Below are 14,135 nucleotides of genomic sequence, written 5' to 3' on the forward strand. Positions count from 1 at the left end.
GAGAGAGTCTGTCACGCCCGCCTACGCGAGTTCGGCGATGATCGGGTGGATCGCGTCGTCGAAGGCCGAGGCGTCCGACCGCAGCGAATCGGTGACGCCGACGGTCATCGCGCCGATCCACCAGACGCCGGTGCCCGACAGCGGCAGCACCTCGACGTTGAGCTCGAACGAGTGGGCGCGGCGCCCGACCTCGCGCTCGTGCTCGGCGATGGTGCCGGCGTACGCGCGGTACGAGTCGCCGCGGCGGGCCGCGGAGGCGTTGCGATACGCGTCGTGCGCCCACTCCGTCCATGCGCGGGCGGCCTCGGCGTGCGGGACGATCTCTCGCGCGAGGATCTCGGCGCCCTTCACCGGCAGGGCGACGTCGGTGTCGAACGCCTCGACGAGTTCGAGCGGCACGGGCGACGGATGCGCCTCGGGCTCGACGGTCATCGCCCACCACGCGCGCCACTGGCGCTCGAGCAGGTCGTGCTCGTCGATCTCGAGCCGTTCGCCGACGGGGCCGACGTCGCGCAGTCGCGGCAGTTCGACGGGGGAGGAGATCGCGAGCACCTCGCGCAGATAGAGCGCGAGCAGAACCGGGCGACTCGCATTCTCACGGATCACCCACGACGGTGCCGCCCCTGGCTGCATACCCCGAATTCTACGCTCGCGCACCCCAGTCGGCGGCAGCGACGCGGCCCGGTACCCTTGACGGGTGAGCGCGAACTCGTCCTACGCCGCTGCCGGAGTCGACACCGCAGCCGGCGACCTCGCCGTCGAACTCATGAAGGAGGCGGTCGCCAAGACCCACGGGCCCAACGTGCTCGGCGGGGTGGGCGGCTTCGCCGGCCTCTACGACCTCTCCTTCGCGAAGGACTTCGAGCGGCCGCTCCTCGCGACCTCGACCGACGGCGTCGGCACGAAGATCGCGATCGCGCAGGCGCTCGACAAGCACGACACGATCGGCCAGGACCTTGTGGGCATGGTCGTCGACGACATCGTCGTGGTCGGTGCGAAGCCGCTCTTCATGACCGACTACATCGCGTGCGGCAAGGTCGTGCCCGAGCGCATCGCCTCGATCGTGACGGGCATCGCCCGTGCCTGCGCCGAGACCGGCACCGCCCTCGTCGGCGGCGAGACCGCCGAGCACCCGGGCCTCATGGGCGCCGACGACTACGACGTCGCGGGCGCGGCGGTCGGCGTCGTCGAGGCCGACAAGGCGCTCGGCGCCGAGAAGGTGCAGTCGGGCGACGCGGTCATCGCGATCGCGTCGAGCGGCCTGCACTCCAACGGCTTCTCGCTCGTGCGCCACATCCTCGCCGGCCAGGGCATCGCCTACGGGCACGCCTCGGCCGAGCTCGGCATGACGTGGGGCGAGGCGCTCCTCGAGCCGACCCGCCTCTACTCGGGCCAGCTCGTCGAGCTGCTCGCAGGCCCGCACGGCGACGCCGTGCACTCGCTCTCGCACGTCACGGGCGGCGGCATCGCCGCGAACCTCGCGCGCGTGCTGCCCCGCGGCTCGTTCGCCGAGGTCGACCGCTCGACCTGGTCGCCGGCGCCCGTGTTCCGCGTGCTCAACGAGCTGGCCGGCACGAGCCTCGAATCGACCGAGGGCACCTGGAACCTCGGCATCGGCTTCTTCGCCGTCGTCGAGCCCGGCGCCGCGGCATCCGTGATCGCCGAACTCGACCGCCTCGGCCTGCCGGCCTGGCAGGTCGGCACCGTGGGCCTCGGCGAGCCGCCGCAGGTCGCGGGCGCCGACCGCTGGGAGCAGGGCGCGAAGGGCGTCGACGGCGGCGCGGTGCGCCTCGTCGGCAGCTACGCGAGCTGAGCGACGGCGACCGCGGCGACATGCGCACGCCCGTCTCGATCGGCATCACGAGCCTCACCCCGCTCGAGACGGTGCGCGCGCTCGCGCCGCGCGTCGAGCGGCTCGGCTTCCACGCGCTGTGGATCAACGACCTGCCGGGCGGCGACTCGCTCGACGGTCTCCGGGCGGCGGCGTCGGTCACCGAGCGCATCGGCCTCGCGACCGGCGTGATCCCGCTCGACCGCCGGCCGGCCGGCACGCTCGTGCTCGGCGGCATCCCCGCAGACCGGCTCGTGCTCGGCGTCGGGTCCGGGCGCGCCGAGCGACCCCTCGCGCTCGTCGAGCAGGGGATCGCGGCGCTGCGCGACGCGACCGAGGCGGCGATCGTCGTCGGGGCGCTCGGCCCGCGCATGCGGCGGCTGGCCGCCGAGCGCGGAGACGGGGCGCTCTTCAACTGGCTCACCCCCGACGCCGCGGCCACGACGACCGCCGAGCTGCACGACGCCGGCGGAGCCCGCTCGGTGCGCGGCATCCTCTACACGCGCACGACGGTCGACGATGCCGCACGCCCCGCGCTCGAGCGCGAGGCCGCCGCGTACGAGGGCTTCCCGGCCTATGCGGCGAACTTCGCCCGGCTCGGCTTCCGCGCGATCGACGCGACGATCGGCGACCCCGACGCGCTCGCCGCGTACGAGGGCGCGCCCGACGAGCTCGTGCTGCGCGCGATCACGCCGTCGAACTCGCTCGACGAGCTCGAGCGCTTCGTCGAGACGGCCGCCGCGTGGGTGCGCTCGGCGTGAGCCGCGCCGAGCGATCGCCCGTGCGGGCGGCTCAGTCGGCGAGGCCGTGCTCGAGCAGCCGCTCGAGCACGGAGCCGGGCGGCACCGCGTCGTACTTGTAGCTCAGTTTCTGCAGCGGAGACACGTCGAGGATCTGGCGCACGACTCCGGGTCGCCAGGGCTGCATCATCTCGAGCTGCAGCAGGTGCGCCGCCGTCGACGAGAGCGTGGGCACGGCGTCCCACTGCCCACGAGCCTCGGGCACGAGTACCTGCAGCACCTCGAAGACGCGGTGGTAGAGGAAGTAGTCGGGCAGGTCGTCGTTCGCCGCCCACCACGCGTCGAGGGCGAGGCGCTGCAGTGCGATGATCGGGGTCGCCGGATGCGAGGCGATGAACCAGTTGCCGATCTGCCGCCGCGTCCACCGCGGGAACACCGTGCCGGCGCGCAGGCACCGCCGCAGCTCGTCGTCGAGCGGACGATCGACCCAGGCCGTCGCGTCGACCCAGACCCCGCCGTGCTCGGCGAGCACGGCGGTGCGCACGTAGTCCGAGAAATGGGCGGGCCGGTCGTGCTCGAGGAGTGCGGCGACGCGGTCGGGAATCTCGACGAGGTCACGAGCGGAGTCGCCGTCGAGCACGCGCAGTGAGGGATGCACCCGCCGCAGCTGGGCGATGCACGCCCGCACGAGCGGCGGGGCGGTCTCGACCGGTGCGTTCCAGTAGGTGTACACCCGGTCGGTCGGCACGGCGATCCCCCCGTACGCGCGGGCGGAGCGACGCGCACGCCAGCGCGCCCACCTCGGCGGCGTCGCCGGCAGGCCGGCGGCACGGCGGAGGTCGGCGAGCTGCGGCGCGAGCAGGCGCACGACCCGTGCGTACGCCGCGTAGGCGGCGGCGAGGTCGAGTGTGTCCTCGAACCGCTTCGAACGCTCGAGCTGCGCGCGCAGGCCCGCGACCACGCGATCGGTGCTGCGGTGGGCGGCGGCCATGCGTCGAGGGTATCGGTGCGCAAGCGCCGTCGTCGGTTCCTGCTGCAGGCGCACCGACGAACGGGAGCGCGCGCTCAGCAGGAGCGGCGGAGGTTCGCGGGGAGCGTGTCTTCGACGGAGCGACGATCAGGCGCGCTGTTCGCGCTGCTCGTCGTCGGCGTAGGTGTCGTCGTCAGCGTACGTGTCGTCGTCATCGTCGGCATACTCTGCCCACTTCGACGCCTCATCGCTGTACTCGTCATGCTGCGAGCCGGTGAGCTCGCGCTCAAGCGCGTTGTAGTCGGTGTTGGGGCTGAAGTACTTCAGCTCCCGAGCGACCTTGGTGTGCTTGGCTTTCTGACGGCCGCGCCCCATGCGTGACCCCCTTACGACATCTGGCCGGGTGGGATGGTCTTCACCCGGCGCTCCCTTGAGAAATTCGTCCAGCCGCCAGTTTAGCACCGCAGAAGACGCCGATCGCCGGTCTCCACAGCCTGCCGATCGCGCTCGGGCGACGTGCTGCGAGCACACAGCAAGACATGCTGAGATTGTCAGGTGACGACGAGCCCCGAACGCGTGAAGGTGGTCGTGATCGGTGCCGGCCAGGCCGGGCTCTCGGTCGCGTACTATCTGCGTCGATTCGAGCTCGTCGCCGGGCAGGACTTCGTGATGCTCGACCGCGCGCCCGGCCCCGGCGGCGCATGGCAGCACCGCTGGTCGTCGCTCAGGCTCGGCACCGCGCATCGCGTGAACGACCTGCCGGGCATGGCCGAACTCGGCCTCAGCTTCGACACGGCCGACCGGGCACTGCCCGCGAAGGACGTGGTCGCCGACTACTACGGCCGGTTCGAGCAGCACTTCGACCTGCAGGTGCGACGCCCGATGAACGTGCGCTCGGTGTCGAACGAGGGCGCCGACCTGCTCGTGCGCTACGAGGACCTCAGCCCCCAGCCCGTCGAGGAGCTCACGACGCGCGGCCTCTTCGGCCGACGCCGCAAGACGTTCTCGGCGCCCGCCACGCCCACCATGCCGCAGCACGCCCTCGCGACGCAGTTCCTCGTGAACGCGACCGGCACGTGGGGCTCGCCGTTCGTGCCGTTCTACCCGGGCATGGGCGAGTTCGAGGGACGCCACGTGCACACCTCCGACTTCACCGACGCCGAGGACTTCCGCGACCAGCACGTCGTCGTCGTCGGCGGCGGCACGAGCGCGATCGGCTTCATGCTCGAGCTCGAGGATGTCGCGGCCGGGCTCACCTGGGTCTCCCGGCGCCCGATCGACTGGATCGACCGGCAGGAGCTCGACCTCGAGGGCGCATCGGCCGCCGTCGCCATGCAGGACGAGGCTGCCCGCTCCGGGCGGGCGCTGCCCTCGATCGTGAGCGGAACGGGCGTGCCGAAGAGCCGCCGCATCGCCGCGGGGATCGAGCGCGGACTCCTCGTCGCGCGCCCGATGTTCGACCGCATCGAGGGCGACCGCGTCGTCTGGGACGGCGAGCAGCAGGGGTCGGCGCGCGCCGACGCGATCATCTGGGCCACGGGGTTCCGGCCCGAGCTGCGGCACCTCGCGCCGCTCAAGCTGCGCGAGAAGGCCGGCGGAGTGACGGTCGGGCAGGGTGCGGCGTGGAGCGACCCGCGCGTGTTCCTCGCCGGCTACGGACCGCAGGCCTCGACGATCGGTGCCAGCCGGGCCGGGCGCATGATCGCCCGCCAGATCATGGCGATGCTGTAGCGAGGAGCGAGCCCTCGCTGCTCAACCGGCGGAGCGGACGGCGAAGTCGTACGATTCGCGCACCAGGTCGGTCAGCACGTCGAGATCGACGACCGCGAGATCCTTGAGGTAGAGGCATCCCACCCCGGTGGTGTGCGGCCCGAGGCGCTCGAGCAGTTCGGAGTCCTCCGCGAACCCCGGCAGCAGGTACACCGTCGACGCAGCCTTGCGCGGTGAGAACGCGGCCGCGGGCGTGACGCCCTCGCGACCGCTGTCGTACCGGTAGCGGTACTCGCCGAAGCCCACGATCGACGGGCCCCACATGTACGCCTCTTCGCCGGTCACGCGCTGCATGAGGGCGAGCAGGGTGTCGGCGTCGCGCCGGCGCACGCGATGCGTCACCGAGTCGAGGAACACCTCCACCGGGACATCCGTGCGACCGGTCGCCATGCCGTGAGCCTACCGCCCGCGCTTGCCCGTCGTCTCGGCGATCGGCCGGCGCGGCACCGCCCGCACCGGCTCGCCGCGGCGGTCCTGGCCGGGCAGGGGGCGCGAACGGCGGCCGTAGATGAGGTCGGACGAGTCCAGCAGCCACGGCACGAGGGCGATCGTGACGCCGTGCACGAGCATGAGCTTCTGCCGGATGCGCCGGGCCTTGTGGTTGTGGAGGATGTTCTCCCACCAGTGGCCGACGATGTACTGCGGCATGTACACGGTCACTACCTCGGAGCCGTGCTCCTCGCGATGCTGCTTGATGTGCTGGATCAGCGGGTGGCTGAGATCGCGGTAGGGCGACGACAGGATGCGCAGCTTGACGTGGATGTTCATCTTCACCCAGTCCTTCTTCAGCTGCTTCGTCTGCGCGTCGTCGAGCGAGACGTGCACCGCCTCGATCGAGTCGTGCCGGGCGGCGATGGCGTAGTCGAGCGCCTTGAGGGTCGGCTTCTGCATGCGGCCGACGAGCACGATCGCGTGGTCGCCCGAGGCGCCGAACGTCGTGGTCGGGTCGACCTCGACCTCCTTCTCGACGTCGCGGTAGTACCGGTGCACGCCCATCATGAGGATGAACAGGATCGGCATCATGAGGAACACCATCCACGCGCCGTGCGTGAACTTCGTGATCGTGACGACGACGAGGACGACCGCGGTGAGCGTGGCGCCGAACGTGTTGATGCACAGCGAGCGGATGATCGCGCCGCGGGTCATCGGGCGGTGGTCGTCGTCGGCGGGGCCGGGGCGACCCGGCTTGGCCGCCTTCTGCTTCGCTGCGCCGGCCGCGCTCGCGCCGGTCCGTGCGCGGCCCGCGCGCAGGAGGCCGATCCAGTGCCGCACCATGCCGCTCTGGCCGAGCGTGAACGACACGAACACGCCGATGATGTAGAGCTGGATGAGCAGTGTCAGGTTGGCCTGGAACGCGACGAGGATGACCATCGCGGCGAGGCCGAGGATGATGACGCCGTTCGAGTAGATGAGGCGGTCGCCGCGCGTCGAGAGCGACTTCGGCGCGTAGCCGTCGCGGGCGAGCACGGAGCCGAGCAGCGGGAATCCGTTGAACGCGGTGTTCGCCGCGAGCAGCAGCACGAGGGCGGCGGCGGCCTGCACGACGAAGAAGAGGATCGAGTCGTTGCCGAACACCGCGGCGGCGATCTGCGCGATGAGGCTCGGCTGCGGCGCGGTCAGGCAGTCGTTCCAGCCGATGAGGTCGCACGGGTCCTCGGCGTAGTGCACGCCGGAGACGAGCGCGAGGGCCGTGAGGCCGACGAACATCACGATCGCGAGCCCGACCATGAGCGAGAGCGTCTTCTGCGCGTTGCGCACCTTGGGTGCGCGGAACGCGGGCACGCCGTTGGCGACGGCCTCGACGCCGGTCAGCGCGGAACAGCCGCTCGCGAACGAGCGGAGCAGCAGCAGGATGATCGCGGCCTGCGTGAGGTCCTCGCCCTCGACCGAGTACTGCGACGACTCGGCCACGGGCGGGTTGCCCATCGCGATCTGCACGAGCCCGGTGCCGACGAGCAGCAGCACGCTCGCCGCGAAGAAGTAGGTGGGCACCGCGAAGGCCTTGCCCGACTCGCTCACGCCGCGGAGGTTCATCGCGGCGAGGATGATGACGAACACGACCGCGAGCTCGACCCGCCACGGGTTGAGCGCCGGGAAGGCGGAGATGATGTTGTCGACGCCAGATGCGACCGACACGACGACGGTCATGACGTAGTCGACGAGCAGGGCCGAGGCGACCACGAGCCCGGCCTTCTCGCCGAGGTTCTTGTGCGCGACCTCGTAGTCGCCGCCGCCCGAGGGGTACGCGCGGATCAGCTGGCGGTAGCTCAGTGCGACCGTGGCCATGAGCAGCACGACCACCGCGGCGACCCACGGCGCGAAGGCCAGGAACGCGAGGCCGCCGACCGTGAGCACCATGAGGAGCTCCTGCGGCGCGTACGCGACCGACGACAGGGCGTCGCTCGCGAACACCGGCAGGGCGATGCGCTTGGGGAGGAGCTGCCCCTCGAGCTTCTCGGTGGGCAGGGGGTCGCCGATGATCCAGTGCTTCGGCGACTTCAGTTCGGCAGGCGGCTCGCCCGCGTCGTTCGTCACGGCGGATGACACTACACCTGCGCGCGTGCATGTCAAGTCGGCTTGCTAGACTCGAGGCGCATTTCTTCCATCGAGCCCGGGGAGCCCCGACGTGAATCGTGCGACGCAGCTCGCGCGCGGTGCTGCGACCGCCTCGGTGGCCCTCTTCCTCGCGGCCTTCTCGCACGGGGTCGCCGGCGGTGAGGCGCCCGGTTCGGTCGGGCTCGCGCTCGCGGCGATCGTCGCGCTCGGCGCCTCGGTCGCCTTCGTCGGCCGGCGAACGACGCCCGTGCGCACGGCGCTCGCCGTGATCGCGAGCCAGGCGGCCTTCCACCTCCTCTTCGGCGTCGGCTCGGGCCCCGCATCGGGCGAATTCGTCACCACGGGCGGCGGCCACCACGCCACGATGGCCTTCGTCGAGTCGGCCGGCGCCGCCTCGACCGCGGCGCACGACGGGCACGGCGCCGCCATGCTCATCGGGCACGCGCTCGCCGCGGTCGCCACCATCGTCTACCTGCTCGTGCTCGAGCGCACGGCCTGGTCGGCGCTCGCGACGGCGACCCGCCGCTTCGCGCTCGTGTTCGCCGGTCGTGCCGGCGAGCCGGTCGCGATCATCGCCCCGCCGACGCCGCGCCTCGCGACCCTCGTTCCGCCCGCACTGCGCTCGCGCCTGCGCTTCGCGGCACTCCGCTATCGCGGCCCGCCGCTCCTCCCCGCCTTCGCGTGAACCCTCCGCCCTCGGGGCGGAACCATCGAAGACTCCGGATGCCTCGCGCCGACGATCGGCGCACGCATCGATGCATGCCGTCCGGAGCATGAGGAGAAGGACTCCCGAATGCACACCACTTCCATCGCGCTCCGTCGCACCACGAACCCCCTGCGCACCGTCGTCGTCGCGGCGACCGCGCTCACCTTCGCGGGCGCGCTCGCGCTCTCGGGCGGCACCGCCGCCCTCGCCCACGACGAGCTCGTCGGCTCGACCCCCGAGAACGGACAGGTGCTCGAGACGCCGCCCGCCGAGGTCTCGCTGCAGTTCTCGGACGACATCATCGAGGTCGGCACCGCCGTCGAGGTCGTCGACCACCACGGCGAGGAGGTCGAGGTCGGCGAGCCCGTGATCGACGGGCCGAACGTCACCGCGACGCTGCCGGCCGACCTCGAGGGCGAGTACCAGGTGCGCTGGCGCGCAGTGTCGAGCGACGGCCACCCGATCGAGGGCACGATCGACTTCGGCGTGGGCGCCGACGCGACGGGCACCTGGACCGAGGAGGCGCCGCACGACGCCCCCGCGGCCGACGAGGACGACCACGGCGACCACGGCGACGAGGGCGACCATGCCGACGACGCCGCGGCGAACGGTCCCGACGGATGGGCCGTCGCGGGCTTCATCGTCGGCGGGCTCGGCATCATCGCGCTCATCGTCGCGATCATCGTGAGCGCGCGCCGCAAGAGCGCAGGCCCGGGTGCCGGCGACGGCCCGGCCTCCGGCACCGGCACCGACGCCTGACCGGGCGGGAGCGATCGAGATGCGTTCCACCGCGATCACCCCTGCCCTGGGAGCGGCGTTGGCCGCGCTGCTCCTCCTGTCCGGCTGCAGCACGGTCACCGGCGGCTCCGCCGATCCCGACGCCCGGGTCGCGGCGGCCGCTCCCGGCGCGTCGTCGGTGGTCGTCGAGGAGGCCTGGATCAAGGCCGCCGACGACGGCATGACCGCACTCTTCGGCGACGTCGTCAACGGCGGCGACGGCGACCTGGTGCTCGTCGGCGCCGTGACCGACGCCGCCGAGTCGGCCGAACTGCACGAGACGGTCGGATCCGACGGCGCCATGCTGATGCGCGAGAAGGACGGCGGCTTCCCGATCCCCGCCGGCGAGACCCTGACGCTCGAGCCGGGCGCCGACCACGTGATGCTCATGGGCCTCGGCGGACCGCTGCTCGCGGGCGACGAGGTCACGGTGACCCTCGAGTTCGATGACGGTTCGGCGCTCGAGGTCACGGCGCCCGTCAAGGACTACGCGGGCGCGAACGAGCAGTACGACGACGGACACGGGTCGGACTGATGGCCGGCGAACCCGGCGGTTCCGGGTTCTCGCGGCGGCACCTCCTCTTCGGGGGCGCCGCCGCGGCCGGAGCCGGCGCCGCTGCGGTGCTCGGCGCCCAGGCGTTGGCCGGCGCGCTCGCCCCCACGGAGGACGGCACGGCGGCGTCGGCGCGAGGGGTGGGTGCGACGGCGGTCGGCGACGCCCTCGTCCCCTTCCACGGTGCGCACCAGGCCGGCGTCGAGACCCCGCCGCAAACGCATGCCCGCTTCATCGCGCTCGATCTCCGCTCCGACGTCGACGCTGCGGCCCTGCGGCGGATGCTGCGCGTGCTCAGCGACGACGCAGCACGGGTCACGCAGGGCCGAGCGCCGCTGGCCGACTCCGAACCGGAACTCGCGCTCGCACCGGCGCGGCTGACGGTGACGTTCGGGTTCGGCCCAGGGCTCGTGGCCCGCGCCGGCGGCATCGCACCCGACTGGCTCCGCCCCCTGCCGCCCTTCGGCGTCGACCGTCTGCGCCCGGAGTGGAGCGACGGCGACCTGCTGATCCACCTCGGTGCCGACGATCCGGTCACCGTGGCCCACGCCGCCCGGATGCTGCTGAAGGATGCGCGCTCGTTCGCGAACGTGCGCTGGTCGCAGCAGGGCTTCCGCAGGGCGGCCGGGGCCGAGGCCTCCGGATCGACGATGCGCAACCTGTTCGGACAGCTCGACGGCACCGTCAACCCGGTGCCCGGGAGCGCCGACTTCGACGAGCTCGTCTGGTCGAATGGCGGTCCCGACTGGATGGCGGGCGGCACGTCCCTCGTGCTGCGGCGCATCGCGATGGACCTGGACGGCTGGGATCGGGTCGACCGCCCGGGCCGGGAGGCCGCGGTCGGTCGACGCCTCCGCGACGGGGCGCCGCTCACCGGTGCACGCGAGCACGACGAGCCCGATTTCGCAGCGTTGACCCCGGTCGGCTTCCCCGTCATCGCGGACTACTCGCACCTGCGGCGCTCGCGCAGCGACGTCCCGGGGGAGCGGATCTTCCGTCGTGGGTACAACTACGACGAGGCACCCGCCGGCGGCGCCGTCTCGGACGCGGGGCTGCTGTTCGCCTCGTACCAGGCCGACGTCGATCGCCAGTTCGTGCCGATCCAGCGCCGCCTCGACGAGCTCGACCTGCTCAACGAGTGGACGACGCCCGTGGGCTCGGCGGTGTTCGCGATCCCGCCGGGCTGCGGCCCCGACGGGTACGTGGGGGACTCGCTCGTCTGACGACGAGCACGGTGGATGTCGCGGCGCGGGTCGCGGCATCCGCCGCCCGTCACCGGAACGCGAGGTACATGCCGGCCGCGGCCGCGAGGCCGACGGCGAGGGTGACGACGACGTTGAGCACGGCCGCCCGCCACCGGCCGCCCGAGACCAGTTCGATCGTCTCGACGCTCCAGGTGCTGAACGTCGTGAGGCCGCCGCAGAATCCCGTCACGAGGATGAGCCGCAGGTCGCCGTCGAGCGCGGCGCGCTCCGCGAGGCCGATGAGCGCGCCGGCGACGCCCGAGCCGACGACGTTGACGATCAGGATGCCGCCGGGGAGGTGCCCGGGCCGCACCGGCAGCGCGCGCGAGAGCGCGTAGCGCGCGACGGCCCCGACCGCGCCCGCCACGAGCACGGCCGTGACGACGATCGGGCTGAGCGAGCCGGTCACAGCGTCGCCCCGTCGTCGCTGACCTCGTGCGGCATCGGACGGTGCGCGAGGTGCGAGCCGAGCTCGAGCCCGAGTGCGGCGAGGCCGATCCCGCCGACGACCGAGGCCAGGAGGTAGCCCGCGCCGACCCAGAACGCGCCGTCGCTCGTCAGCACGACGACGGCCGCCATCACGGCCGACAGCGTGGTGAACGAGCCGAGCACCCCCGATCCGAGGCCCGCCTTGAGCCACATGGGCGTCGCCGGCCTCGTCCAGAGGCCCCCGACGAGCCAGCCGAGCGCGAACGTGCCGGCGAGGTTGATGACGAGCGTCTCGAGGGGGAATGCACCCGCGGGCGGTGCGAACGCGAGGTCGAAGGCGAGGCGGAGGCCGGTTCCGATGAGGCCGCCGACGGCGACCGCGAGATACGCGCGCACCCCTGAAGGCTACGCCGCGCCGGGCGGGAGGAGCGTCGCGACCCAGTCGTTGGTGCGGAGCACGCCGCCGCCCGTCTCGAAGTCCGCTTCACCGAGCAGGGTGAACCCCGCCTTGCGGCACACGGCGTTCGACGCGGGGTTGTCGACGCTCGGGTAGGCGTGCACGGGCAGCGTCTCGCCGGCGGCGCGGGCGAACTCGAGCATGGCGATGACGGCGGCCGGGGCGATGCCGCGCCCGCGGTACCGGGCCTCGACCGACCAGCCGCTCTCGAGCGCCGGCTCGCCGTGCCACTCGTGCTGCCAGTAGCCGACCATGCCGACGCCCTCGGGGTGCCCGGGGATCGTGATGCGGAACTGCTGCCCCGTGCCGTCGCGCGCGAGCGCGAGGTAGCGGGCGTGCCGCGAGACGACCTGCTCGTCGGTCTCGACGCCGCCGACCCAGTCCATCAGCTCGGGGGTGTTCGCCCGACGGAGCAGCCCGAGGTCGCCCTCGGACCACGGATGCACCTCGACGTCGTCCATGCGACCATCGAACCACCGGCCGCCGACAGCGACGACGGCCGGCACCGGGCTCAGCGGTCGAGTGCCGCGAGCACGTCGGCGCGCACCTGCGCGAGCCGCGCCTTCAGCAGGGTGACCGCCTCATGGGGCACGTGGTCGGCCTGCGTGCGGGTGCGAAGGTCGGTGCGCACCTGACGACGGAACTCGTTGAGCACGAGCTCGGCCTCCTGCAGCGCGCGCCGCGACTCCACCTGGGCGTCGACCGTCGCCGACCGGGCGCTCTCGGCGGTCGCCTTCGCCGCGTCCTTCGCCGAGCGCTTCGCGTCGCGGGCGGCGCTCGCGAGCTCGGCGCGCAGCGAGCGCATCGCGTCGTTGACCTCGGCGCGCACGCCGTCGGCGAGGCGACGGATCGAGTCGGTCACCTCGTCCTCGATCGCGTCGAGTTCGGGGCGGCGGGCCTCGAGCTCGGTGCGCCCGGCGTCGGTGATCTCGTAGACCGACTTGCGGCCGTCGCTCGTCTTCGTGACGAGCCCCTCCTCCTCGAGCTTCGACAGGCGCGGGTAGATCGTGCCCGCGCTCGGCGAGTAGGTGCCGCCGAATCGATCGGAGAGGGCCTGGATCAGCTCGTAGCCGTGCCGCGGCCGCTCGTCGAGGAGCGCCAGCAGGTAGAGCCGCAGGCTGCCATGGGCGAACACGGGCGGGGTCACGCGGCGCCCCCGACCTCGGTGCGGGACGACTCGTCGTCGGCGCCCGCACCGGAACCGGAGCCGGTCGCTGCGTCGCCGGCCGCGCCGGAGGCATCCCCGGGGACGGGCTCGCGTCGCATGACCGAGATCGACCCCGAGACGCTGTTCGCGCCGAAGTCGAGCCAGCGACCGGCGAGCTCGCCGGTCACCCGCTCGAAGCCCTTGCCGAGCACGCCCTTCATCGTCACGTCGTCGATGAGCACGGTGCCGCCGACGGTGTTGACGCGATACCGGGCCCCGGCCCCGGCGTCGAAGCGCACGGTGAGGTCGCCCGAGACGGTGTTCGTGTCGATGCGGCTCGGGGTGCCGTGCGCGTCGACGATCATGTTGCCCGCGACGGTGTCGGCATTGAAGACCGTGATCGCGCCGGTGGCGATGATGTCGCCCGACACGGAGTGCGCCGTGACCCGGCCGGTGTGGTTGCCGACCGAGAGCTCGCCCGACACGGTCGAGAGCTCGAGGTCGCCGTCGTGGTCGTCGACCACGAGCTCGCCCGAGACGGTGCTGAGCTTGGCGTCGCCGTCGAAGCCGGAGACGAGCGCGTCGCCCGACACGACGCCGAGCTTCACCAGCGCCGTGCGCGGCGCGAGGATCGACACGTCGGCCTTGGCGTTGTTCGCCCAGCCCTTGAAGGCATCGATGAAGTTGTCCCAGCGCAGCTGCGGGTGGTCGATCTCGAGGGCGTCGCCGTCGATCGTCACGAGCAGGTCCTTGCCGGTCACGCTCGAGACCTCGATGCGGGCGCCTGGCTCGTCGTGGGCGATGAGGTCGACCTTGCCGCCGATGAGGCTGACCTTGAGCTTGCGGACGAGTTCGAGGTCGATGACCCGCGATTCGCCCGGGGTGATGACCCACTTCTCGATCGTCATGTCGTGCTCCTTCTGTGCGGGCGGAGTGCCGCGAGGCATCCGGCCCT

Annotated in this window: 17 protein-coding genes; 7 read left to right on the plus strand and 10 right to left on the minus strand. The window is 72.4% G+C overall.

Annotated features, from left to right (window positions below):
• Positions 1-21: 21 nt before the first annotated feature.
• Entirely contained in the window at positions 22-633 is a 612-nt protein-coding gene (locus tag ACWGPE_RS06205) for a zinc-binding alcohol dehydrogenase (RefSeq protein ID WP_231429712.1), read from the minus strand.
• Positions 634-697: 64 nt separating this feature from the next.
• On the opposite strand from ACWGPE_RS06205, the gene purM reads away from it, so the two are divergent.
• Positions 698-1,813: a phosphoribosylformylglycinamidine cyclo-ligase gene (purM, locus tag ACWGPE_RS06210; protein WP_376930647.1), complete on the plus strand. Its 1,116-nt coding sequence runs from the start codon at positions 698-700 to the stop codon at positions 1,811-1,813.
• A gap of 20 nt (positions 1,814-1,833) precedes the next feature.
• Positions 1,834-2,592: an LLM class flavin-dependent oxidoreductase gene (locus ACWGPE_RS06215; RefSeq protein ID WP_452048353.1), complete on the plus strand. Its 759-nt coding sequence runs from the start codon at positions 1,834-1,836 to the stop codon at positions 2,590-2,592.
• A gap of 31 nt (positions 2,593-2,623) precedes the next feature.
• On the opposite strand, the gene ACWGPE_RS06220 is transcribed toward ACWGPE_RS06215, so the two are convergent.
• Entirely contained in the window at positions 2,624-3,562 is a 939-nt protein-coding gene (locus ACWGPE_RS06220) for a capsular polysaccharide synthesis protein (protein ID WP_376930645.1), read from the minus strand.
• A gap of 126 nt (positions 3,563-3,688) precedes the next feature.
• Positions 3,689-3,916 (minus strand): DUF3073 domain-containing protein, encoded by a 228-nt coding sequence (locus ACWGPE_RS06225; RefSeq protein WP_231429716.1) that lies wholly within the window; start codon positions 3,914-3,916, stop codon positions 3,689-3,691.
• Positions 3,917-4,096: 180 nt separating this feature from the next.
• On the opposite strand from ACWGPE_RS06225, the gene ACWGPE_RS06230 reads away from it, so the two are divergent.
• On the plus strand, positions 4,097-5,272 hold the full coding sequence (locus tag ACWGPE_RS06230; protein ID WP_231429717.1) for an FAD-dependent oxidoreductase: 1,176 nt from the start codon (positions 4,097-4,099) through the stop codon (positions 5,270-5,272).
• A 21-nt stretch (positions 5,273-5,293) separates the two neighbouring features.
• Here the strand turns inward: ACWGPE_RS06230 and ACWGPE_RS06235 are convergent, their stop codons facing one another.
• Both ACWGPE_RS06235 and ACWGPE_RS06240 read right to left on the minus strand, forming a co-directional pair.
• On the minus strand, positions 5,294-5,701 hold the full coding sequence (locus ACWGPE_RS06235; protein WP_376930644.1) for a DUF1801 domain-containing protein: 408 nt from the start codon (positions 5,699-5,701) through the stop codon (positions 5,294-5,296).
• Between the two features lie 9 nt (positions 5,702-5,710).
• A complete protein-coding gene (locus tag ACWGPE_RS06240; protein ID WP_231429719.1) occupies positions 5,711-7,846 on the minus strand; it encodes an APC family permease in 2,136 nt (711 codons plus the stop codon).
• 91 nt (positions 7,847-7,937) lie between these two features.
• Here ACWGPE_RS06240 and ACWGPE_RS06245 point away from each other — a divergent pair, with 91 nt between their 5' ends.
• The 4 genes from ACWGPE_RS06245 to ACWGPE_RS06260 all read left to right on the plus strand — a co-directional run bounded on the left by ACWGPE_RS06245 (position 7,938) and on the right by ACWGPE_RS06260 (position 11,126).
• Entirely contained in the window at positions 7,938-8,552 is a 615-nt protein-coding gene (locus ACWGPE_RS06245) for a hypothetical protein (RefSeq protein ID WP_231429720.1), read from the plus strand.
• Between the two features lie 108 nt (positions 8,553-8,660).
• The gene (locus ACWGPE_RS06250; RefSeq protein WP_452048354.1) at positions 8,661-9,332 is read left to right on the plus strand and encodes a copper resistance CopC family protein; all 672 of its coding nucleotides are present in this window, start codon (positions 8,661-8,663) and stop codon (positions 9,330-9,332) included.
• Between the two features lie 19 nt (positions 9,333-9,351).
• Entirely contained in the window at positions 9,352-9,885 is a 534-nt protein-coding gene (locus ACWGPE_RS06255; RefSeq protein WP_452048355.1) for a copper chaperone PCu(A)C, read from the plus strand.
• A complete protein-coding gene (locus ACWGPE_RS06260; protein WP_452048356.1) occupies positions 9,885-11,126 on the plus strand; it encodes a Dyp-type peroxidase in 1,242 nt (413 codons plus the stop codon). The genes ACWGPE_RS06255 and ACWGPE_RS06260 overlap by 1 nt, the downstream gene beginning before the upstream one ends.
• Positions 11,127-11,175: 49 nt before the next feature.
• Here ACWGPE_RS06260 and crcB read toward each other — a convergent pair whose 3' ends face one another.
• The 5 genes from crcB to ACWGPE_RS06285 are packed head-to-tail and all read right to left on the minus strand — an operon-like array spanning position 11,176 to position 14,088.
• On the minus strand, positions 11,176-11,556 hold the full coding sequence (gene crcB, locus ACWGPE_RS06265) for a fluoride efflux transporter CrcB (protein WP_231429724.1): 381 nt from the start codon (positions 11,554-11,556) through the stop codon (positions 11,176-11,178).
• Positions 11,553-11,972 carry a FluC/FEX family fluoride channel gene (locus tag ACWGPE_RS06270; protein WP_231429725.1) on the minus strand — a complete coding sequence of 140 codons (420 nt, stop codon included), beginning with the start codon at positions 11,970-11,972 and terminating at the stop codon, positions 11,553-11,555. Before ACWGPE_RS06270 ends, crcB begins: the two co-directional genes overlap by 4 nt.
• 9 nt (positions 11,973-11,981) lie before the next feature.
• A complete protein-coding gene (locus ACWGPE_RS06275) occupies positions 11,982-12,494 on the minus strand; it encodes a GNAT family N-acetyltransferase (protein ID WP_452048357.1) in 513 nt (170 codons plus the stop codon).
• Between the two features lie 50 nt (positions 12,495-12,544).
• A complete protein-coding gene (locus tag ACWGPE_RS06280) occupies positions 12,545-13,180 on the minus strand; it encodes a PadR family transcriptional regulator (protein ID WP_376930640.1) in 636 nt (211 codons plus the stop codon).
• On the minus strand, positions 13,177-14,088 hold the full coding sequence (locus tag ACWGPE_RS06285; protein WP_452048358.1) for a DUF4097 family beta strand repeat-containing protein: 912 nt from the start codon (positions 14,086-14,088) through the stop codon (positions 13,177-13,179). The genes ACWGPE_RS06280 and ACWGPE_RS06285 overlap by 4 nt, the downstream gene beginning before the upstream one ends.
• Positions 14,089-14,135: the final 47 nt, after the last annotated feature.

Source organism: Agromyces sp. NPDC055658 (genome assembly GCF_053618155.1).